General features: G+C 54.9%; 15 protein-coding genes. 4 read left to right on the plus strand and 11 right to left on the minus strand.

The window, feature by feature from the left end:
- Window positions 1-564: 564 nt before the first annotated feature.
- The 3 genes from ligA to WBG83_RS07850 all read right to left on the minus strand — a co-directional run bounded on the left by ligA (window position 565) and on the right by WBG83_RS07850 (window position 6108).
- Window positions 565-2562, minus strand: coding sequence for an NAD-dependent DNA ligase LigA (gene ligA, locus WBG83_RS07840; protein WP_336744464.1), 1998 nt, complete (start codon window positions 2560-2562; stop codon window positions 565-567).
- A gap of 144 nt (window positions 2563-2706) precedes the next feature.
- Window positions 2707-5058, minus strand: a complete 2352-nt coding sequence (pcrA, locus tag WBG83_RS07845; RefSeq protein WP_336744466.1) for a DNA helicase PcrA — start codon at window positions 5056-5058, stop codon at window positions 2707-2709.
- A 360-nt stretch (window positions 5059-5418) separates the two neighbouring features.
- Window positions 5419-6108, minus strand: a complete 690-nt coding sequence (locus WBG83_RS07850) for a heptaprenylglyceryl phosphate synthase (RefSeq protein ID WP_336744468.1) — start codon at window positions 6106-6108, stop codon at window positions 5419-5421.
- 545 nt (window positions 6109-6653) lie between these two features.
- Between WBG83_RS07850 and WBG83_RS07855 the strand changes: the two genes are divergently transcribed.
- Window positions 6654-7274, plus strand: a complete 621-nt coding sequence (locus WBG83_RS07855; protein ID WP_336744212.1) for a DUF3267 domain-containing protein — start codon at window positions 6654-6656, stop codon at window positions 7272-7274.
- Window positions 7275-7414: 140 nt separating this feature from the next.
- Here WBG83_RS07855 and WBG83_RS07860 read toward each other — a convergent pair whose 3' ends face one another.
- The 6 genes from WBG83_RS07860 to WBG83_RS07885 form a co-directional block, all read right to left on the minus strand.
- Entirely contained in the window at window positions 7415-8221 is an 807-nt protein-coding gene (locus tag WBG83_RS07860; protein WP_336744213.1) for a spore coat protein, read from the minus strand.
- 31 nt (window positions 8222-8252) lie between these two features.
- Window positions 8253-8474, minus strand: coding sequence for a spore coat protein (locus tag WBG83_RS07865; protein WP_336744215.1), 222 nt, complete (start codon window positions 8472-8474; stop codon window positions 8253-8255).
- A 260-nt stretch (window positions 8475-8734) separates the two neighbouring features.
- Complete coding sequence (locus tag WBG83_RS07870) at window positions 8735-9649, minus strand: DUF4340 domain-containing protein (RefSeq protein ID WP_336744217.1); 915 nt, start codon at window positions 9647-9649, stop codon at window positions 8735-8737.
- Window positions 9646-11043 (minus strand): GldG family protein, encoded by a 1398-nt coding sequence (locus WBG83_RS07875; RefSeq protein WP_336744218.1) that lies wholly within the window; start codon window positions 11041-11043, stop codon window positions 9646-9648. Before WBG83_RS07875 ends, WBG83_RS07870 begins: the two co-directional genes overlap by 4 nt.
- A 12-nt stretch (window positions 11044-11055) precedes the next feature.
- Complete coding sequence (locus WBG83_RS07880; protein WP_336744220.1) at window positions 11056-11766, minus strand: ABC-2 transporter permease; 711 nt, start codon at window positions 11764-11766, stop codon at window positions 11056-11058.
- Entirely contained in the window at window positions 11759-12964 is a 1206-nt protein-coding gene (locus WBG83_RS07885) for an ABC transporter ATP-binding protein (protein WP_336744222.1), read from the minus strand. Before WBG83_RS07885 ends, WBG83_RS07880 begins: the two co-directional genes overlap by 8 nt.
- A 315-nt stretch (window positions 12965-13279) precedes the next feature.
- Here WBG83_RS07885 and WBG83_RS07890 point away from each other — a divergent pair, with 315 nt between their 5' ends.
- Together WBG83_RS07890 and WBG83_RS07895 are read left to right on the plus strand one after the other, a co-directional pair.
- Window positions 13280-13849, plus strand: a complete 570-nt coding sequence (locus WBG83_RS07890; RefSeq protein WP_336744224.1) for a DJ-1/PfpI family protein — start codon at window positions 13280-13282, stop codon at window positions 13847-13849.
- Window positions 13850-14049: 200 nt separating this feature from the next.
- Complete coding sequence (locus tag WBG83_RS07895; protein ID WP_336744225.1) at window positions 14050-15240, plus strand: oxalate decarboxylase family bicupin; 1191 nt, start codon at window positions 14050-14052, stop codon at window positions 15238-15240.
- A 221-nt stretch (window positions 15241-15461) separates the two neighbouring features.
- Here WBG83_RS07895 and WBG83_RS07900 read toward each other — a convergent pair whose 3' ends face one another.
- Window positions 15462-18035, minus strand: a complete 2574-nt coding sequence (locus WBG83_RS07900; RefSeq protein WP_336744227.1) for a U32 family peptidase — start codon at window positions 18033-18035, stop codon at window positions 15462-15464.
- A gap of 185 nt (window positions 18036-18220) precedes the next feature.
- The gene (locus WBG83_RS07905; protein ID WP_336744228.1) at window positions 18221-19201 is read right to left on the minus strand and encodes a PfkB family carbohydrate kinase; all 981 of its coding nucleotides are present in this window, start codon (window positions 19199-19201) and stop codon (window positions 18221-18223) included.
- A gap of 308 nt (window positions 19202-19509) precedes the next feature.
- Between WBG83_RS07905 and WBG83_RS07910 the strand changes: the two genes are divergently transcribed.
- On the plus strand, window positions 19510-22776 hold the full coding sequence (locus WBG83_RS07910) for an FG-GAP repeat domain-containing protein (RefSeq protein ID WP_336744230.1): 3267 nt from the start codon (window positions 19510-19512) through the stop codon (window positions 22774-22776).
- The last annotated feature ends 5 nt before the right edge of the window (window positions 22777-22781 follow it).

Genomic DNA, 22781 nt, shown 5'->3' on the forward strand with positions numbered 1-22781 from the left:
GCACGCCGCCAGCGTTCGTCCTGAGCCAGGATCAAACTCTCCAATAAAGTGCCCTTCACAGGGCTTATTGTTAAGCTGAATTAGCTCAATGTTTAAAACCTATGTTCGTCCGTTCTTTGTTCAGTTTTCAAGGAACTTGTTTGTTTCGTTTTTGCTTCGTTCATCACGTGTACCGTGACAAGAAGTTATATTATCAGGTTTGTCTTATGAATGCAACTAAATCATTAAAGTTCTATTTTTCTAAATATTTCGAACGAAAATGCTTCAATCTCATGCCACCAAACGCCGCGAATGTTATGTCATTATATTTGAGCCTCTGCTATTACAATTCCGCCCTTAACTCATCAAATTAACCGAAAGCATCTATTATTCCTACGGCTAGCCCCTTAAAAGCACAAAAGCCAGCTCCGTTTCCGGAACCGGCCTTGCCCTGTACCTCTTAGCACCGTCTTGTCTGACATGTGACCGGCGAATTCGAGACGTAAAACCGGGAGTCCTCATAAACTAGGTACCGTTCGCCCGCTGCGGATTCAGCCTCTTATAGCTGCTCCAGCATGAAGCATCTCAACCATCGCCAAGCAAGCGCTGCAGCTCCGCTTCATCTTCAATAACTGTAATCCCTAGATCCCGGGCTTTGGTCAGCTTGCTGCCCGCGCTTTCCCCCGCAATCACAAAATCGGTTTTTTTGGATACGCTGCCGGTCACCTTGGCTCCCAGTTGCTCCAGCTTGCGCGCAGCTTCATCACGGCTCATCGTCATCAGCGTGCCCGTAAGCACTACAGTTTTTCCGTTAAAAATATTGTCCGCGTTCACAACGGTCGGTTTCTCCTCAATACGCGGCGAAACACCAGCGGCAAGCATCCGCTCCAAGCTATGGATCATAGCCGGATCCCGGAAAAAAGATACAATGCTGTCCGCTACGATACCGCCAATGTCCGGCAGCTCGATCAGCTGCTCTTCTGTAGCGCCCATCAGCGCATCCAGGCTGCGGAAGTGCTCGGCAAGCACTTTGGTTGTTGTTTTGCCGGTATTCGGAATTCCCAGAGCAAATAAGAACGAGGCGAAGTCCCGGGTTTTACTTTTTTCCAATGCCGCCAGCAAATTTTGCGCCTTGCGCTCTCCAAAGCGCTCCAGCTTGGTCAGCTGCTCCAGCTTCAAGTCGTACAAATCAGCCGGATCCCGGACCTCAAGCTCCTGATACAGCTGCTCTGCCGTTGCAATGCTGAACGTTTCAATATCCATAGCGTCCCGGGAAGCAAAGTGTGTAATCCGGCTAATCAGCTGCGGCGGACACGTCGTGCGGTTAACGCAGAATATATGCGCGCCGCGCTGCTCCACGGCCGCGCCGCAAGCAGGGCATGTCTCCGGTAGCTGAATCTCCCCGCCGTCCTTTTGCTCCGTCACCTTGCCCAAAATCTCCGGAATGACATCGTTAGATCGGCGAATGAACACTTCGGTGCCGAGGGCGAACCGGAGATTTTTCCGTTCGATGTCCCCCCAGTTGTTCAAAGTACACTTCTGGACCGTGACACCTGCGATATCTACGGCCTCCACCGCCGCGACCGGGGTAAGCTTTCCTGTACGGCCAACCTCCCAGGACACCGCTTCCAGAATCGTGACCGCTTCCTCCGCTTCAAACTTGAAGGCGACGGCCCAGCGCGGGAATTTCTCGGTATAGCCGAGCGCCTCGCGAGTACGCATGTCGGTAACCTTGACCACACCGCCATCAATTAAGTAGTCCAATGTCGGCCGCAGCACAGTCAAATTGGACAGCTCTGCCGCCACTTCTTCAATCGTATCGTAGAAGCGGATATACGGATTCGTCTTCAGACGGTTTTCACGCAGGAATGAGACCATCTCTTGATGGGTAGTGAACTCCAAATCATCCGAAAACCCGATGTTATAGAAAAAGGCGTCCAGCTTCCGTTCCGCTGTCACCTGCGGATTGAGGTTGCGGAGGGCTCCCGCGGCCGCATTACGGGCATTTTTTAACGGTTCGGCCGCTGTACGGTTGTATTCCTCCAAAAAGGACAAATACATAAAGGCCTCCCCTTGAATCTCAATCAGGCCCTCCCGATAAGGAATCTGCAGCGGAATCGACTTGATCGTACGGACCTGCGCCAAAATCCCCTCGCCGACCACACCGTTCCCCCGAGTAGCCGCCTGTACAAGCTGACCGTTCTCGTAAGTAAGGTTGAGCGACAAGCCGTCGAATTTCAGCTCCATGACAAAGGAAGGCTTCGGCAGCGGGTCCTCCGGATGCTTGTCGTTGTAGTCCTGCACCAGCTTCTGCACGCGGGTATGCCATGCCATCAGGTCCTCCTGATTTTGCGCCTTGTCCAGACTCCACAGACGCGCCCGGTGGCGATGCTCCTCAAAGCCCTTCAGCAGCTCCCCGCCTACCCGGCGGGTCGGAGAATGCGGCAGAGTTACGCCGCTTTCGCGCTCCAGCAGCACAAGACGATCATACAGCGCATCATACTCCTGATCGCTTAGCAGCGGCTCGTCAAGCGTGTAATAGTGATAATTGTACTTGTCGATTTCCTCGATAAGACCGCGCATTTGTTCCACTTTATCGGTTTGGCTGGACACCAGAAAACCACCTTGCCTTTCCGTAATCAGGATCATCCCATTTACAAATTACGCTCACTTAAATTGTTTCAGAAAAGCTGGTTTCGCATGAAGCTTTCCCTGAAACCGCCGATGTCAGGATTGCTTGGTAATAGGGGCAAATTTGGCCAAAAGCCGCTTGACGCCCACAGGCGCCGGAAAAGCGATCTGAAGCTCGGTATCGTCACCGCTGCCCTTCACAGCCACAACCGTACCGATGCCCCATTTGCCATGGGATACCTTGTCACCGGTCACATACACTGGAACAGGGCCTCCTGCCGGAGCCGCTGATGCTGATCTAGTCGCACTTGGCACAGAAGCACCCGAAGCCGACCCGGTGCGGGCACCGAATACACCGGAGCTGCTTCCGGACGAGGAGCCGTAAACCCTTCCTCCACCCGGAGTTCCAGAGCCATACCCCGCGCTGCTGCCATACGTACTTCGGGTGCCTGAGCCGCCATATACTGTGCCGCCCCCAAAGCGCCCGGAGGACCCGGCAATTTCCAGAAGCTGTTCCGGCAATTCCTTCAGGAAGCGTGACGGCAGGTTGCTCGTGGTCTTACCAAACAAGGTTCGCATGGAAGCGCAGGTCAGAAACAGCTCCTCTTCTGCCCGGGTAATTCCCACATAGGCCAGCCGACGTTCCTCCTCCAGCTCCTCGTTGTCCGTAAACGCCCGGCTGTGAGGAAACACGCCTTCCTCCAGACCGATAATAAATACGATCGGGAACTCCAAGCCCTTGGCACTGTGCATCGTCATTAGTACGACGGCATCTCCGTCCTCCTCAGGGTCCTTGTTCATAGAATCAATATCGGCAATTAACGCCAAATCAGTTAAAAATGCAACCAGCGAACGATCTTCATTCCGCTTCTCGAAGTCGAGCGTCACTGAAAGGAACTCTTCGATATTTTCCAGCCGGGCCTTCGATTCAAGCGTGTTTTCCCGTATTAATTCGTCACGGTAGCCTGTCAGTTCGAGCATTTTTTCCGTGAGCTCTGTGACCGACAAATATTCCACCATAGCATATAAGCTGCGGATAATATTGTAAAATTCGTCCAGTGGTTTTTTGGCCCGATTCGTTAAGTCCAGTGTTTCCAATTGTTCCAGCAGCGCAAACATAGACAGCCCTTGCTGCCCCGCCAGCTCCTGCAGCCGATCGACTGTTGTGTCCCCGATACCCCGCTTCGGCACATTGACAATTCGCGAGAAGCTGATATCGTCGTTCGGATTGGATATCAGACGAAGGTAAGCAAGAATATCCTTAATTTCTTTGCGGTCGTAGAACTTGATGCCCCCGACGATTTGATATGGAATATCGGATTTGATCAAAATTTCCTCAATAACCCGGGATTGGGCATTGGTTCGGTACAAAATCGCATGATCGCTGTAATTGCGGCCCGCTTTGCGGCCGGAGCTGATCGAGCCGGCGATGAAGTAGCCCTCGTCATGCTCCGAGCCCGCTTGGTACAGCTGAAGCTTCTTGCCGTCGCCCTTGTCAGTCCAGAGCTTCTTCGGTTTGCGGCCTGTATTGTTGGCAATAACTGCATTGGCCGCATTCAATATATTCGAGGTCGACCGGTAATTCTGCTCCAGCAAAATGGTCACAGCTTCCGGGTAATCCTGCTCGAAGTTCAAAATGTTACTAATGTCCGCGCCGCGCCAGCGGTAAATAGACTGGTCGCTGTCCCCGACCACACAAATGTTGTGGTGGCTGTCAGCCAGCATACGGCATAGCATATATTGCGCCCGGTTCGTATCCTGATACTCATCGACATGAATATAGCGGAACTGATTCTGATATCGCTCCAGAACCTCCGGCACTTCTTTAAACAGCTCGATCGTCTTCATAATCAGATCGTCAAAGTCTAAGGAATTGTTCGTTTTCAGCTTCTTCTGGTAGTCCTTATAAACCTTCGCAACAATGCCTTGAAAATAGTCGCCGATTTTCTCCTCGAAACGCTGCGGCGTAACCAGCTCATTCTTTGCGCCGCTTATAGAAGCTTGAACCGCCTTAGGCTCAAACTTCTTCGTATCGATATTCAGCTCTTTCATGCAGGTCCGTATAACGGACAGCTGATCAGTGGAATCCAGAATCGAAAAATTGCTGGTATACCCGATACGCTCAATGTCGCGGCGCAAAATCCGCACGCACATGGAGTGAAAGGTCGAAACCCAGATATCGCGGCCCGAGGGTCCAACCAGCTTCTCAACACGCTCCTGCATTTCTCTGGCCGCTTTGTTCGTAAACGTAATTGCAAGAATATTCCAAGGTGCCGCCTTGCGGGTAGCAATCAAATAAGCGACCCGGTGTGTCAGCACCCGGGTTTTGCCGCTGCCCGCCCCCGCCATAATAAGCAGCGGGCCGTCCAGCGTCTCGGCTGCCCGCTTCTGCTCGGGATTCAACTTCTGTATGGCCGCATGAATGTCTACAACAGATTCATTAAACATCACTGCATTAACTCTCCTTGTCTGCCGCTTGAAAAAGCAGCCTGCCTTCGCACGCGAATAATCCGGGTGCGGGTTACGGGAGCACCCGGAACAGGCGGCGATGGGACATACCCTGTTTACGTCCCTGATTGATTACAGGCTCTGCGGCGGATAATGGCTCAAAAATAGTATTCCTGACGTCTCGTCCCCGTAGCGGATGAAGCTCTGGCGTGAATATGTCGCATGATGGCGCCCAACGGCACAGCATGCTCAAGAATTGGATGCAGGTGGAAATGACGGCGCCAGGGCTGACCGGTCTCCTGCTGGCGATCCAAGCTAATGCCCATCAAGGCGCTTGGACAAAGCGGACGGGAAAGATTGTCATACGTCCTCAAGCACCTGCACGGTTTCCAAGGCCCGCTCCAAATCGGTATAAATCGTATTCCCGACCACGATGGTATCTGCATTTGCAGCCGCCTGCCGTGCTTTCTCCAAGCCGTCGATACCGCCGCCATACACAAGCTGCGAGGCTTGCAGCACATCTCTTGTGCGGCGCACCCACTCCATATCGCCAAACCGGCCGCTGTACTCCATATATACAATCGGCAGCCGGAGCAGCTTGTCCGCAAGACGGGCATAAGCCAGCATATCTTTCACATCGAGCGGTGCCTCAGCGCCGGTAAGCCGGCCTACAGCCGAATCTTCATTAAGGACGACATAGCCTTGAGGGACAACCTGGCTCCAATCAATAAGCGCGCCATAATCTCGCAGCGCTTCACGGTGCTGTCCGACAATCCACTGCGGATCACGGCTGTTAAGCACCATCGGAATAAAGTAATAGTCAAAGCCCGGCACAATCGCTTCCGCATGAGAGATTTCCAGCACACACGGCACGCTGAACCGCCGGATGCGCGATAATAAATCCACTGTGTTCTCAAAAGTTACGCCTGTGGAGCCGCCGACCATGACGGCATGGGTTCCAGAGCAGCATACCCGCTCCAGCGCTTCATCACTAATGCTTCGCTCCGGATCCAGCTTGAATACATGCTTCCATTCTCGAATATCCAACATGGTCAAAAAACGTCCTTCCGTGCGCAAAAATGAACTGATCGTCCGGGCGGAAAACATCCGCGCGCCGAATGTATGTTCTAGTGTCGTTTACCCCTATATTTTATCATTCGGGAACTGGTAAGGCAAAGTAAACCTGCGCAAAAGCGCCTTCAACCGGCATAGAAAAAATAGGCTGTCAGAAGTCTTATTTAGCCGCACTCAGCTCCCGGTGTGCAGCGCTTCGCTCCAGGACGGCGGTCGGTCGACCACATGCAGCCTGACTGTGCGTGCGGCTGCAGGACGAAGCGTAACATTGCACTGGATCGGATTACACTCCTTCCGGTAATCGAAGCCCCGATCCACGCTCTCTGGCGCAGAGGCTTCGATTGAAATTTGACCCTCATGTACAGGACTATTTCGTCTTTAAGCAGTTCCTCGCATGACGTAGTCATCTACTGGACGGCGTTACATTCATGGCTAATGCTGCTCATACCCGAGCCTCTTTTTTTAAATCCCAACGCAGCTTTGATATGATATAAGGGTGGATGCGCTTAGGAGGAATTATATTGAAAATCGTTACCAGGCTTCCTGCTGTAAACCAGCAAAAGCATCTGGACTTGCTAAATGAAGGCTGGGTATTGCTGAAGGAGCCCCGGACGATGGCAATGGCGCTGCTTTGCTCTGTGCCGCTTATGCTGCTAGGCGGGTTCGTTACGTTCGGCCTGATAGCCTTAACTTCGGATATTTCCTGGTCAATGTTTGGCTTCGAAGCCCAATCGTTCTCGATGACGATTCGGCTTGATTACATTCTGGCGCTGATACTGCTGCTCCTTATTCATGAAAGCCTGCATCTGCTTTTCATCCCCCATTTTATTTCATCCACAACAACCCTAATCGGGCTTACTTATGCCGGCGGCTTCGTCTATACGGAGCAGGAATTATCAAAGTCCAGATACATCGTCATCACCGTGGCCCCTTACATCGTGATCTCCCTTGTGCTGCCCTTGCTGTTTGGAGCCTTGGGGATTTTTACACCGCTGCTTAAGCTGGCCGTCCTGCTCAATGCCCTCGCCTCCTCGGTGGATATGCTGAACTTGCTTATCGTATCCGGGCAAGTGCCCTCCCGCGCCCGAATCAAAAGCAACGGCTCCAATACGTATTGGAGGCCGGAAGCACGCGGCCGGTAAAACGATGATGGCCTGTCGGTCACAGGCGGGGATGACCATGGCGCCTGTCCTATGTTCGTCATACAAGAAAACAAAGAAAACAAAACACCCCTCCGGGTTCCGCCGCAGCGCCGCGAATACCGAAGGGGTGTTTTGTTTGTTTACATCATATATTTGCTTGCTTCATGCTTGCTGCTGGAGGAGGAAGACGGCTGATTCGCACTGTCTGAGGCGCCTCCCCCGGCGCTTTTGGCTTGCGTATCGGACGAGCTCCCGGTATGGCCTGCCGACCACTGGCGGGACCCGGTCGAGTTGTGGCTTGCAGAGGCCGCTCCGGTTTGATGAGAAGAGGCCGAACCTCCGTAGGTCATCCCGTACGAGCTGCCTGTTGCGCTGCTGACCTGACCGCCGGACGGAGCATATTCGCTTCCGCCATAGCTTTGGCCGGAACCATAGCCAGAGCCGCCGCCATAAGACTGCTGAAGCCCATAAGCCTGGCTCTGAGTCGGAGAAGCCGCATAAGCCTGAACCGGGGTAAATTGGGCTTGCTGTGAAGCTCCGGCGCTCTGGAACGGTTGTGCCGCACCGGCCTGCTGGCTAAACTGCGCCTGCTGCTGGAAGCCCAAATATTGCTGTACAAAGGCTTGCAGCTTTTGTCCGGCCTGGGCATGGTTCTGCAGCTCGCTCTGGATTTCTTGTGCAGGCGCGTTAGACGGCTTCGCATACTGATTTTGCTGCTGCATGGCGTCGAACAGCTGTGCCTGCTGCTGCAGTGTGCTTTGCAGCAAATGTTGATACATCTGGCGCAGGTTATTGCAAACCGCTTCCGTGCAAGCTGTCGTATATTCCCGGGCCGTCCGTTTCAATTCAGTCAGTACAAAATACGCCAAATCCTGATCGCTCATTTTTACGGTCCCTTGACCGGCACGCTGTCCCCACGTTGAATTCGCGGGATATTGCTGATACATAGTACACCTCCGGTAAAATTATTCAGGCCTGTTAATGCATGAACCCTGCTTTTTGCTGAAGAGCTTGGAACAATTGCTCGTAATTGTGCTGGCGCTGCTGAGCCAGTTGGGCCAGCACCGACTGAAGCTGCGGATTTTGAGCCTCCACCGCGCCTTGAACGCAAAGCTTGGTCAGCAGCTCCTCATTCTTCATGCTGTCAGACAAATAAGCCAGTTCCTTCGTGGTTACACCGCTTCCGGAAGATGCGTACATTGACATTGCACCCCCTTTCCTTGAATTTCCTCCATAGCTTGCCCAATATGTTCCATACTATGCCCGAAAAGTCATGACATCATTTCAACAAAAGATGTCGCCGCGTAAAAGCTTTTAACCTGGAGTACTAAACCAGCCCTGGTATACACTGTCTAATTCCTTTTCAGCAGCACAACGTGCAGGAATACAGCAAAAAATCCGGGGAAGGGGGCCCCGGACGAGTCATTGCCGCTATAGTTATTGTTTCTTGAGCTGTGGCATCAGCCTGCCGCTGCAGGCGCCTGCTGGAACAGCTTGACGATTTCATCGGCCGTTGCCACCGGCAGAGAAAAGGCCCACGGCCCCTGCTCCTGAGCCACCCACAGCTTACCTTCGTTCACCTGGCCGACGTACACCGTGGATTTCTCTTTCATCTGAATGGTCACCTTCAAATCCGGCTTGCTCAGCGCCACTTCGCCCGCCGGCTTCACCAATTCCTGGGTTGCGATTGCATGCAGCTTGCCGAACAGCGTCCCTGCATCCTCCGGCTTCCATTCCGTCTCTCCAACCTGCCATTTCACACCGTCTGCAGAGTCAGCCTTGTTCTGCAAGGAGTACATGCTCCCCTTATATTCCACCTCCAGCTTCACTACATCGCTATCCGAAAATTGGAAAACCGTTGTATCCATAAAATCGAGCGCCGTACGTGTCAGCGGATCGATGGCCGACGTACTAAGCTTCACTACCTCGTCACGATCCTGCCATTTGGCATACAAATAATCCGGCACCGGCAAAACAGTTCCCACCCGCAGTGTCCGGGTGCTCCCGTCAGCCGTCTTTACGGTAAAGATCCGGGGCGGCTCCTTGAGGCCAAAAGGCTCCAAATCCGCAGGCTCGCTGTCCACAATGCCCTTGTGCATCAGACCGGTGAAGCTGTCCAGCCAGTCGTCTACCCCGTAACGGTTCAGCGGAACCGCCTGAGGCTTAACCATCTGCCAAGCCTCGCCCTGCCTCTCCAGCTCCACGTCGCCCATGCCGGTATGAATGCTGATAGCGGTAATGGCGTCTTTTTGCAGCGTATTGTAGGCTTGCGGCGCATTTTCATCCTCTTTTTTGAAAAACGAATGCCCGGAGGCGTACCAGAAACCCGCGACACACACAATAACGAGCAGCAGCGTCGGTACGTACCGCTTCATCCTTTTCTCCTCCTCCACCAAATGACGCCGCCTGTAATGAGGAACAGGAACGGGAATACAATCACGCAGCCATAAAAAATCAGATTGCCCTCCGCCGGGTAAATAAACGCCTGCTGCATCTGGGCTTCTTCCCGAGGCCGGATCGTAATGGAATTTTGCTGCTCCATCAGCCAGCCGATGCTGTTCATGGCTAAATCCCGGTTTCCTTGCTCCCGAATCAGAGCATCGGTCAGGAATGAGGTTGCCCCCATCACTACCGCTTTGGGCTGGCCGTCCCCACTCTCTATCGCGTATCCCAAATGAAGCGGCGCCGAGATATCCTTGTCGTCCTTGGCCGACTTGCCCTGCACCAGAAGTGCGAGATCGGTTTCTCCGTATGCGTTCGTAGAAGAATGAAGCAACTGCTTCTGCTTCCAGTCCTCCTTCGGCTGCACAGTCAGGCTTGTTGCCAAGGTCATGACTGACACATAGTTGTTCTGGTCCAGCTTATTCACAATTTCGTGCAGGCCATATTCCGGCACAATAGTCAGCGGGTCATTAAAAACCGTCCGCTTCGGCTCAATCACGACCGCCTTCTGATTCTGAACCCCATAGTCGGACAGCAGCGCGTCGATATTTTTCCAGCTGCTCATATCCTTGGCATATCCAAGTGAAACGTACAGCTTGCCGCTTCCCTTCAAGTATTCGCGAATCATTCCAAGCTCGCTGTCACTCAAGTCATTCTGCGGGCCGAGGAGCAGCAGCATGCGGGCATCTTCAGGGACTTTGCCCTCCTTGTAGAGGTTCAGCTCTTTAACCTCGTAATTGTCCCCTTCCAGCCCGGCACGCAAGGTGCTAAGCGCTCCAATAGTGGCTTCGCCGTGGCCGGACAAGACGTATACCGGATACTTCTCCGTAGAGAAAAGCCCGCTCAGCGCCTGCGTCAATTTCTCTTCCCCGCTAAATTGATACGTGCCTGTCTGGCCGGCCTGAAACATATCATTGAAGTAAATCGATTTCCGGGTCTGGCCGCTTTCCACCACCACCATGCCATACGGATCGACCTCATATTCTTTAGCTATCGCCGGCTGCTTGACCATGTCAATTTCGTCATAGGTAATATTGCCGCTTTGCTTGGCGTATTCCTTGGCCAAATCGGTTACCTGCCGGGACGCATAGCTGTCTGCGTTGCCGCCCGTAAATATTTTGACGGATACGTCCTTATCGATCGCCTTCAACGCGGACAGGGTTTGCTCTGAAAGCGTATATTTCTTGTTGGTCGTGAAATCCCACTGAATGCCCTTCACCGAATGGAGAAACAGCGTCGCGAGAATAAAAATCCCGATGACCGCCAGTCCAAGAACAACCGCGTTCGTCCCTCGCAGCCAGGCGCCCCATGCTTTACTTCGTTTCACCCTTAGTCCCCCCTATCTCCAGCGTTTGCGTTCCAGCACTTGAATGCTCAGCACCAGAAAAACGAGAATAAACAGCACATAGAACAAAACATCGGACAAATCCAGCAGGCCTTTGTTGAAATTCTGCATGCGTCCAATAATCGAGAATTGGCCCAGGTAATCCTTCAGCTTCCCGTACATGCTCTGGCCCAGCCATTCAATCATCCACAGCAATAGGAGCATCGCAAACCCGGCTATGCCGGACACCATCTGGTGCGAGGACAGCGTGGAAGCAAACAAGCCCACAGCCATCATCGCCGCGCCCAGCAGTGCCATGCCCAAATACGAGAGCCAAAGCACCGGTTGATCCAGGTCTCCGTACGCGGACATAATCCACGGGTAAACCAGGGTTCCCGCGATTAGCGCAAGCATCACAATAACCGCCGCCGCATATTTTCCGGCGATAATTTCAGTGATTTTGGCCGGAGACGTCAGCAGCAGCTCATCGGTGCCTTGACGAAGCTCATCCGCAACGAGCCGCATCGTCAGCAGGGGGATAACAAATAAAAACACAACCAATAAATTGCTGAACAGCGGACGAATATCCACCACCTGATAGGTAAGGAAATCAAGACTGAACATGTACCCTGAAATCAGAAAATAAAAAGCAAAGGCCACATACACCACAGGCGAGTAAAAATAAAGCTGCAGCTCTTTTGAGCAAATCGCCCACATTCTACGCACGGTCATTCACCTCCTGCCGCTCGGACGCCTGGGCATCCTGCTGTTTCTCCGGTAAAGCGTCTGCGCTCTCCCCGGCCTCTGCGCCTGTAATGGTCTCATCGGTTGTCAGCTTCAGGAAAACCTCCTCCAGGCTGAGGCTCTCGCGCTTCATCTCCAGTATCGGCAAGCCCTTGGCCGCCAAAGCGAAGAAAATCGCTTCCCTCACGTCGGTACGATCTTTACCCATCACCCGTAAACGGACGGACCCGGTCGTCGCCGCTGTATCCGGCTGCGGCGTATGCTCCTCCTGGAGGGACAGCTCGGGATCTTTGCTATCCGAAACAGAAATTCCTTGCTGTTCCTCTCCTGCCGATAAGCTGCTGTTGAGAATGGACGTACTGGTCGAAGCTAGTGAGAGCTCACCATTCACCAGAGGCTCCGGCTGCACCTCCTCAAGCTCTTGCACCTCTGCCACCTCGGGCAAGCTTGTAAGCGCTTGTATGACAGCACGGCGGGCTCCCTTCACCTCCAGACTAACCTCAAACGTTTCGCTCATCGACTGGGCAATATGGTCCGGGCGGTCATCAAGCACAATTTGGCCCTGATTAATGATAAGAACCCGGTTACATATCGCATTAACCTCCGGCAAAATATGCGTAGACAGCAGCACCGTATGAGCTTCTCCCAGCTCACGGATTAACTGGCGAATCTCAATAATTTGCTTCGGGTCCAGCCCCGATGTCGGTTCATCGAGAATAAGCAAATCCGGCTTATGAATAATGGCCTGGGCCAGACCGAGCCGCTGCTTGTAGCCCTTGGACAAGCTGCGGATAATTTGACGCTCCCGTCCGCCAAGCCCCAGCTTGGCAATGACCTCTTCAATACGCCCCTTCTGCTGCCGGGCGGGCACATCCCGCAAATCAGCCACAAAGCGCAAATATGCCAGCACCGACAGCTCCGGATAAAGCGGCGGCGTTTCCGGCAAGTATCCGATTTTGCGCCGGGCTTTGTGCGGATTGTCCGCCATACTGATGCCATCTACCTTAATCGTTCCTTGGGTCGGGTTGAGATAGCCGGTAATCATGCGCATTGTGGTTGTTTTCCCGGCTCCGTTCGGACCTAGAAAACCGACGATTTCGCCGCGATTCATAAAGAAATCAATCCCTCGTACGCCACGGCTGTTCTCATACAGCTTGCTGACTTGCTGGACTTCAAGCACAAAGCCCCCTCCTTTAATTTGGAAATAATCGAATTCCGTTTTTGCCTTCCTACTATAGCCACCGAACAATAAAGCAACCTTAAACGAATCTGAAAATGAACTTAAAAATTTGTGTCTATTTCGTGAACAACGGGAAGGATTCCATCTCGGAATGACTGCCATTGGCGAATAGTGATCGTACTGGAGAGAATGTTATACTCATTGCAGACCGATGAATGCGTGTAGGCATAGGCCGAACGCTGTGTCGTAACGGCCAAAACTGCTAGCGCGGGAAAAAATATGCAGGGCGGATCAAGAGACGAAAGGGAGAAAGGTATGGGAAAAATCATTTGCTTCATCTATGACCAAATGGCTGATTTCGAGATTACACTGGCCTTCCACAAAATCAAGCAGGTCGGCAAAAAAGAGGTCGTCCCTGTCAGCTACGATTTGAATCCCGTTGAAAGCGAATCCGGCATCTGGTATGCGCCCCAAGCGACGCTTGCGCAAGCGATGGCCTGGACGGACATGGAGGCCCTTCTTATTCCCGGCGGTCCTATCGGTACCCAGCGTCCGGAGCTGACCGCCTTCATCCAGAAATTCGACCGGGAGCAAAGGATCATCGCCGCCATCTGCAACGGACCCCAGTTTCTCGGGCGGGCCGGCGTACTGGACAATCGCCTCTTCACTACTTCTTGTGCCGTTGAGCGCATTGTTCAGCTTGGTGTGGCCGATCCGTTCCCCCGCCATAACTATGTTGAGCAGCGAGTCGTCCGGGACGGGCATATCCTGACAGCAAAGGGCAGAGCCTTCGTCGACTTTACACAGGCGGTGCTGGAGGCGCTGCATATTTACGAGGGGCAGGAGCATGAGCTGGAGAAGCTGATTGCCGATATCCGCGGATAGTCATTAGACGGTTTAACCTACATCATATTTGGATTATGCTGCCGCTTCCTCCCCTTTCCTGTTGACCTTGTTGACGGCCTGACACACCTGCAGGATCGTACCGGCAGGACAGCAAAATACGGACTGTAGACAACTCCCGCCCGCATAGGCTAGAACAACGACCTTCCCCAGCGATGCGGAAGTAAAGAGGAGTGTGCTGCATGGAGAACCCATCCAAGCCTTCATCCGACCGCTTCATCAAAATCGACATCCCTCAGCCCATCCGGCCTGACGGCGCAGGAGCCACCGATCCCGGCCCGCGCAACGTGATGCTGGATTTGCAAAATCCGAATCTGCTCGTCCCGCCGGTAACCGATGCCGGTACGGTGCCTAACCTCAGATTTTCATTTTCGGACACGCACATGCAGTTGAATCACGGAGGCTGGTCAAGAGAGATTACTGTCCGAGAGCTGCCGATCGCTACGACGCTGTCGGGCGTGAATATGCGGCTGACGCCCGGAGGCGTGCGGGAGCTGCATTGGCACACACAAGCGGAGTGGGCCTTTATGATTACAGGCCGGGCGCGGGTTACAGCGGTGGACCAGAATGGGCGTAATTTTGCCGCGGATATCGGCGTTGGCGATTTGTGGTATTTCCCGCCGGGCATCCCTCATTCCATTCAAGGGCTGGAGGAGGGCTGCGAGTTCCTGCTTGTCTTCGATGACGGCAGCTTCTCGGACATCGATACGTTCTCGATAACGGACTGGTTCGCCCATACGCCGAAGGACGTGCTGGCGGCCAACTTCGGTGTACCGGAAAACAGCTTCGATCATATTCCCTCCGGACAACGGTACATATTCCAAGGGCAAGTGCCAAAGCCGCTTGCGGAAGTGCAGGTGCCCGATCCTTACGGAACGGTCCCGCTCAGCCTGACCCATAAGCTGCTGGCCCAGGAGCCGATCCGTACACCGGGAGGAACCGTGCGTATTGTCGACTCCACCAACTTTCCGGCTTCGACAGCTATTGCGGCCGCTTTGGTCGAGATCGAGCCAGGCGCCATGAGGGAGCTTCACTGGCATCCGAACAATGATGAATGGCAGTATTATTTATCCGGCCAGGGGCGGATGACCGCCTTCGCCGCCAGCGGAACTGCGCGCACCTTCGATTACAGGGCGGGAGACGTAGGTTATGTGCCTTTTGGCTATGGGCATTATATTCAGAATACCGGTGACACCACATTATGGTTTCTGGAAATGTTCAAAAGCGACCGGTTCGAGGATATTTCACTGAACCAGTGGATGGCTCTGACCCCGCATGAATTGGTTGCGGACACGCTGCATGTCGGCCCTGAACTGATGGATGCGCTGAGAAAGGAGAAATGGCCGGTCGTAAAATATCCGAAATCGAAATAAACCGCTGAGCCCGGCCGGAAGCCCGCTAGTCGTCCAGCACCGCGTCTGTAACAGCTGTCCCTTTTTATCAACAGGTTATCTACAATCTATCCACATATTGTCCACAACGCTCCATGCACAGACGATTCATACTTCCCGTTCCGACAATATAGTAGAAAAACACGTGCCGCAGCGACGCATTTCTGCCCGCCTGACACGTGTTTTTCGTAAAGATTCCGTTCTTACTTCACCAGCTGTCCGCGCGTAACACCGAGCTGGTTGGTTGCTTTCAGAGAACGCCATACATAGGTGCCGCTCACTTCGCCGCGGAGCGCACGGCTGTATAAATCAATGACCTCTCGCACCTTGTCCCCGGACTCCTCCAGAAATTCGACGCGGAAGCTCTTTACGCCTTTCTCCTGGAAATGGGTCAAGTATTCTGCACCGGATTGTTCGATCGCGTTGTACACGGTATTCCGGCAGCCCTCATCTACCCGCACGGGATGGGACATGCCTATCCGGTCCTGCAGCGACACCCGGTGTTCCTCGCATGGACGTCCGCAGTTGGTAAAGTCGGTGCCTTCGCTCAGGAAGGTGCAGTAGACGCAATGCTCTGTATGGAACATCGGCAAATGCTGGTGAATGACAACCTCCAGCACAGATGTGTCGCTTTTGTCCAGCAAATCCATCATCTGCTGAATGTTCAAATCGTATGACGGGGTGACCCGCGCACAACCGGCCTCATGGAACAGATCCACTGTTTTGTGATTCGCCGCATTCAGGGAGAAATCCCCGATAAGCACGGGATGCTGCTCATCCGGGTGCGTGGCCCGATATTTCATGAAGTAGTACATCGCCCCGGTATTTCGAATCAGCACGGCATCCGGCTTCAGCTTCAGAATATTGTTAAAATAGCCCGTTTCCCCAGGCATATGAATGCGCGGCGTTACGAGGGCAATTTGGCGCCCGGCGGCATGAACGGCCTCCACAGCGGCGGAAAACTGCTTAATAAATTCAAAATCGGCATAAATCAGCTCGACATCGGTTTGCAGCGCGGCATCCACCTGCTCCATCGTCCGGCAAAGCGCAGTCAGCTTCGGCTTCGCCGCCGGGAAAGCTCCTGTCGCAGACGAAGATCCGGAAGCAATATCCGTCCCCGGTAAGCCGGAGATATCCACAGAAACCCGGGCTTGCCTGTTCTCAGTGTCAGCATATACGTCTACTTTGCGGTGAACGTACTGCCGAGGCTCCCGGCGCTTCGCCTCCAGCTGCTCCACTGCTTCACGCCGCATTTGGTTCAGCTCCCGCATCGGTACGATGAGCTGCCCTTCCAAGTCAACGTCCAGCTCCGCAAGGGCAAAAATCGTTCCGCCCAGCCGTCCCAGCTGCTCCTCGAACAAAGCCCGGTCCATCGGCCGCTTCTCCGCTTGAGCCAGCGCCAGCCCGGAGGAAACCGCCACCTTGTTACCTGTTGTCAGGTCCGTCCACTCGCTGTGAAGCGGCTCCCCGAGTCGTCCCCGCACCTTCACGCCGACCGGGAACACCCGGTACGGCTTCTCGGTTTCAAACGTTTGCCGCAGCCGCTTGTCCAGATGCGGGTCGCTTGTTTTCCAAATCCGATCCCCGACATGAACCCGCTTCAAGTCGACGTCATTGCGGCCCGGCACGATTTCGATCAGGCCGCCTTCCACTTCGCCCTCTACCTTTTGGCCGCGGCGGCGCAGGTCGTACACGCGTCCGCCCTCTTCCTTCTTCGTCGGGTCGCCGGCATCGAATACAATCCCGTCACCCCGCTTGAGCGGGGCCTCCAGCTCGCATAAAGCCCCCGCCGGGGTTACCTGCTTCACCCGTCCCAGGTACACGCCGCGGCTTTTGGGGAACGTTCCTTCCACCAGCTGTTTATTGTTCGTTCCTTTAAGGAAGCCGTACGTAAAGCCGCGCGAGAAGCTTTGCTGGAGCTCACGAAGCTCCTCTTTGGTCGGCTGCGCGTCTTGTCCGTCGAAATAACGGTCAATCGCCTGCCGGTATTTGCTCACGACGTTGGCGACATATTCCGGGCTTTTGAGTCGCCCTTCGATTTTGAACGATGTGACGCCCGCTTCGATTAGCTCGGGCACCAGCTCCAGCGCAGCCAAATCCTTCGGGGACAACAAGTAGGCCACATCGCCCATCGGCTTCTGAACCCCATCGATCATCAGGTCGTACGGCAGACGGCACGCCTGAGCGCACTCTCCCCGGTTGGCCGAGCGTCCGCCCCACATCTCGGAGGTCAGGCACTGGCCCGAATACGAGACGCACAGCGCGCCATGCACGAATACTTCCATCGGCAGGCGGGCCTGCTCCCCGATTTGGCGGATTTGCTTCAGGTTGTTCTCCCGTCCCAGCACGACACGCTCTATGTCGAACGGCTTCGTAAACTCTACCGCCTCCGGCGACGTAATGGTCATCTGGGTCGAGCCGTGAATCGGGAAATCCGGCGAAATGTCTCGAATCAGCTTCACCAGACCCAAATCCTGCACGATGACAGCATCCACGCCGGCCTCAATACAGGCCTCAATCAGGCGCTTGGCGTCGTCCAATTCATTTTCGAATACCAAAATATTAAACGTCAAAAAGCCCTTGACCCCATAGTAATGGAGGAAGGACATCATCTCCGGCAGCTCATCGGTATGGAAATTGTGAGCGCGGGCCCGGGCATTAAACTTCTCCACGCCAAAAAAAACTGCATCCGCTCCGTTCGCCACAGCCGCACGCAAGCATTCCCAGTCCCCGGCCGGAGCAAGCAGCTCTATATCTTCTCTGCGTATATTTCGCATCGGTACACTTCCTTACTACTAATTATCCTTTTAGTGTACCATGGTTCGCGCCGGAAAGCATCCGCCTGATCCTGGGCTCTAGGCGGATACCGCCCGGGGAATCCGTTCTCAGGCGGCGTGACGACGCTCAGATCAAAGGAAGCTGCAATTCTTTTTTCCGGGGAGCTTATATCAGCCAAGACGCATCAGTCAAGCGCCCGCTCCACTTCCTCGCGTGTCGGCAATGCCGGTATCGCCCCGCGGCGCGTCGTGGTCAAAGCGCCAACGGCGGAAGCGAAGCGCCCGATCTCGCGGACAAAGCCTTCATCCGCCAAGGCACGGCCGATTTGAACAGGCGCAATCGCCCATTGTGTAAGCTGATACAGCAGCCCGCCGACAAAGCCGTCGCCTGCTCCCGTCGTATCGATCGCATTCACACGAGGGGCGGGAACGGCAATATCGGCGAGAGACGTAATAAAACGGCTTCCCTCCGCGCCAAGAGTCGCCACGATAACCTGCGGGCCCTGCTCCAGCAGTTGATGTGCGCCTTGCAGCAAATCCTCTGTTCCGGTCAGAAAATGAATTTCTTCCTCACTGACCTTGACCACATCGGCGTGCGCCATGGGAGCCAGCATTTCACACCGGGCCCGTTCCGTATCATCCCCCCACAGCGTCATCCGCACGTTGGGATCGTACGAGACGAGAGCGCCGAGACGGCGGGCCCGCTCAGCGGCGGCCAGCGTTGCGCTTCGGCACGGTTCATGGATGAGCGACACCCCGCCAAAATGCAAAATCGCGGCATCGGCAAACCACGCGTCCTGCAGCTCGCTGCTGTGCAGCAGCATATCCGCCGCAGGCTGGCGGTAAAACAAGAAGTCACGTTCACCATCGGCACGCAGGGACACAAACGCCAGCCCCGTACGGGCTTCCCCGGTCTCCACTAACGCCGGGTCCACCTTGGCTGAAACCAGCGTCTCCCGCAAAAACTGCCCGAACGGGTCGGCCCCGATTTTGCCGATAAACCGGGAGGCTCCTCCCAGCTTCGCTACCGCCGCAGCGACATTCGCCGGTGCTCCGCCCGCAGCCTTGCGAAATAGCGGAACCTCGGCAAGCGGCAATCCATTTTCCTCCGGTACAAAATCAATCAACAGTTCCCCGATGCAAACTACTGTAGAACCCGTGACCATCCCAGAACACCTCTCCCGTTTTGCCCTGCCCGCAGCACCGCCTTGTTAATATCCGGCTGTACTTTCTCAGAAATGTTGTCTTCCCCAGAGATGACCGGCAGCAAGCATTTCTTCTATTGTACCACCTGTACCCGTGAAGCTGCACCGGAATCCCGACTTCCTCCTCAGCAAGCCGCCTAGTCCCGGTCCGGTCAGCCCGCAGGGCGACCGCCAAGTTAACATCGCCCGCCAGAAATGCTATAATGTCACGTAGGTTAACGTACTTATTTTATTGTGCAGTTCCAATATAAAAACAACGAGGGATACCAGTGGCACACCGCAAAATTCGCATCGCCCTAGCCGTCTTTCTGCTGCTTGGCGGATTGGCGGCTGTACTGTTATGGCTCGGGCGCCAGGATGTCAAGCTGCGCCTGCTGGTGGCTACAAACGGGGACCAGCGGGATGAGGCCATGCTCCAGCATTTCCGCCAATCGCTTGTAGCGGGCCTGGAGACAGACACCCGGAGCTTGGACAAGCTGACTTCAAGCCAGCTTGCGAAGCAGGATATCCTCATTCTGGACCCTTCGCTGCATGGCTCCGGCATGCTGGCGGAGGCCATACCGGGTTTGCGCCGTTACGTCGAGCAGGGTGGTCATCTGTTCGTGGAGCATGCGCTGCTCCAGGACCTGCCGCTGGATCTGCTTGGCGCGGCAAGTCTTCAGGACATTCCCGGCACCGAGCAGGCCGGAACGATGACCGGAGCAATTAGCAAGGCCGTCATCGACTACCCGCAAACATCCCCCAATCTGTCGGGGATGCAGCTGGTTGCCAAGCAATTTCTTTCTGACCTTCAGCAGTTCGAGAAGCAAAGCAATGAAGGGCTTATGCCGGGCTTTCACTGGGGGCTGGGCCTTGTTCCGGCGGCGGGCACGGAATCGCTGGTCAATGTGGATGGAGTTGCTGTCATGACCCGGCACCGCCTCGGGGAAGGCTCCGTGCTGACCGGCAGCGCGTTACTGCCCGGCCGCTACTTCATCACGGGCTTTGATATGACCAGTGGAATGGACCCCGGTCAAGGCTTTGCCAACCTGCAGGCGGAGAAGAACGAGAAGAAGCCAAAGCCCGGCACAGCCTACTTCGATCGTTATTCCGTTCCAGTCGAGCCTTATTTCAACTTTTCCGCCTCTTCGGCCGCCTGGCAGTACCGCAATGAAATTGCGGCCTATGCCGCAAAAGAAAACTACGGCTATGCCGTCAAAAAAGTGCTGGGCCCTAACGGCCGTCCGGCCATGGCCTACCAGAACCACTTCGAGGCGACGCCCGCCATTGTCCATGGCGAGGGCATCGCCTGGGCCGAGCTGCTCAAGCAATATAATCAACTGCCTTCCTTTACACTGGTGCGGGCCACATACGATTGGGGCAAATGGCATGAATCGCTCAGCCTTCACCTGAATCAGGGCAGTGCGGCAAATCCTGTATTTGCGGGAGAACGTACCGATTCCTACTATTCCAGCGGACAGAGAATGCAGGCGGAAGGAAAGGCGTTGGTATTGGCGCAATTTCCCGGCGATCGCTCCTTAAGCCAGCAAATTGAGCAGCCGTACCGGGCTTATCCGGCCGTAGCCGATTTGAACAGGGACGGCGCACCGGATCTGCTGCTCGGAAGCGGAGACGGCCATCTGTATACCGCCCTGAACGATACGCTCTTCAGCTCCCGCAGCAAAAGCGATCCGCTAACAGATGCCTTCGCCGCACCCGCAGAGCTGAAGGACAAAAACGGAAACCCGCTATTGGCAGGTGCCGGAGGATTCACAACAGTTGCCGTTACCGATCTCAATGGCGATGGCAAGCCGGACTTCATCCTCGGCGGCGCAGGCGGGGAACTGCTATTCTCGCACCAGCAGGCACCGCTCGTGTTCTCTGCGCCTGCTCCGCTCCTCGCCGCAGATACCGGCCAGCCCCTGCGTGCCGCTTCTTACGCGGCGCCTGCGATTGGCGATGTGGATGGCGACGGAGTCCCGGATCTTGTCGTTGGCGACAAGGATGGCCGCGTCACCTTGTTTCCGGGCATCCGGCCTGCAGTCGGCGCTTCGCATGCTGCAGGGTTCTCGGCTGCACGGAGCAAGGAGCTGGTGCAAATCCCTGCCGCTTATGCAGCGCCAAGCGTACATGACATGAACGGAGACGGAAAACCGGACCTTGTGATCGGCAACGAAGAGGGTGATTTGCTCATCTATATTCAGCAGGGGGACGGTACTTGGACTGCTCAAGGCCCGCTTCAAGGCCAGACATTGAATGCCGCCGGCAATCATGCGCTGGTCGGGGGACACTTTTCCGCCCCGTTATGGTACGATTGGAATCAGGATGGTATAGACGACCTGCTGGTGGGCCAGCTGGAATTCGGTCCGCCGGTTCCGGTGAACGATCCCGCGTTTGCTTACCGGAAGCAGCTGGACGATTTTATTGCCTATACGAAAAAAAATAATCTGGAGCTGTACCCGCATTTATACTTCCATCATTTTGTCAGCGATGAGCAGGAAAAGCAGGAGATTGAGCTGCATAAGCAAGCCTTCGAGCAGCTTGGGCTGCCTTGGGGCAATGCGGGAACGAACCAGCACACTTGGCGCATCAACAATCCAGGCAGGCTGCAAACGCTGCGTAATGAACGGGACAGCGGGCTATGGTTTAACTTCGGCTTCCGTCCCTCTTACGTTGCTACCGACCCGCAGCTTGGCTGGGAATACATGTGGAGCTCGCCTTTTCTGATGCAGGATCCGAGCCAATCGGTGGACGCGGCCAAGGAGAAGCCTATGCTGCTTATGGCGCCGGCAATCCGCCTGCGGCAGGACCCGGTGTTCAACACCGAGCACGTGTACAAATCTTATGCCGCTTTGGACATGCCGCTGACCTATTTTGAACATATTGAATACCAAACACCGCAAAAGCTGCTGGAATTAAAACAATTCGTCACTTATTTGGATGACATGCGCACCAAAGAGGAGTATAACTTTATGAGTGAGCCTCAAATGGCGCGCTCCATGCTGGCGGCATTGACCGCGGATATTCAGCCGCAGCGAAGCTGGCTTCATCTGGCTGCGGATTCCCTCCGGAATCTGCTTGGAAACGGGAAGCATCTGACGCTCTCCATACGGGCGGACCGCAGCCACATCCCGGCTCAGGCCGCAGGCTATGCACAATCGCTGGGCATCATGATTGAAGCCGGAGAAGCCTACGCCAATCAACCGCTCGTAACAGACAGCGACATCTTTGTCCGCAAGGGCAGCCGCCTGTATGCCGGTCTCGGACAGCAAGCCTCCGCTACCGTCCGCATCGGGTGGGACCGCGAGCCGCTGCATCTTGTACGGGCCAATGTCCCTGTGGAGATCAGCAAGACGGGCAGCCGCTGGACTATGAAGCTTGCCGACGGCGGGATGCAGCAAATCAAGCTGTACAGTCCTGTGCCGCTGAGCATTGAAGGGCCCGATTTGGTCATCAGCTCCGCCCCGGCCGGCAATGATCGCGCGCCGGAAGCGCTGACCTATACCGTAACACACTTTGGCGAGCCAGTGACCGTTAACGTGCACCCGGCCCCTTGAGCTAC

Source organism: Paenibacillus sp. y28 (assembly GCF_037137075.1).
GTDB lineage: Bacteria > Bacillota > Bacilli > Paenibacillales > NBRC-103111 > JBBBNV01.

Excerpts from the sequence above, each read along its gene's own strand:
- ligA (WP_336744464.1), bottom strand. The coding sequence starts at position 2,562 with ATGCGCGGTCTTATCGAGGAAATCGACAAGTACAATTATCACTATTAC.
- pcrA (WP_336744466.1), bottom strand. The coding sequence starts at position 5,058 with ATGTTTAATGAATCTGTTGTAGACATTCATGCGGCCATACAGAAGTTG.
- WBG83_RS07850 (WP_336744468.1), bottom strand. The coding sequence starts at position 6,108 with ATGTTGGATATTCGAGAATGGAAGCATGTATTCAAGCTGGATCCGGAG.
- WBG83_RS07860 (WP_336744213.1), bottom strand. The coding sequence starts at position 8,221 with ATGTATCAGCAATATCCCGCGAATTCAACGTGGGGACAGCGTGCCGGT.
- WBG83_RS07865 (WP_336744215.1), bottom strand. The coding sequence starts at position 8,474 with ATGTACGCATCTTCCGGAAGCGGTGTAACCACGAAGGAACTGGCTTAT.
- WBG83_RS07870 (WP_336744217.1), bottom strand. The coding sequence starts at position 9,649 with ATGAAGCGGTACGTACCGACGCTGCTGCTCGTTATTGTGTGTGTCGCG.
- WBG83_RS07890 (WP_336744224.1), top strand. The coding sequence starts at position 13,280 with ATGGGAAAAATCATTTGCTTCATCTATGACCAAATGGCTGATTTCGAG.
- WBG83_RS07895 (WP_336744225.1), top strand. The coding sequence starts at position 14,050 with ATGGAGAACCCATCCAAGCCTTCATCCGACCGCTTCATCAAAATCGAC.
- WBG83_RS07900 (WP_336744227.1), bottom strand. The coding sequence starts at position 18,035 with ATGCGAAATATACGCAGAGAAGATATAGAGCTGCTTGCTCCGGCCGGG.
- WBG83_RS07905 (WP_336744228.1), bottom strand. The coding sequence starts at position 19,201 with ATGGTCACGGGTTCTACAGTAGTTTGCATCGGGGAACTGTTGATTGAT.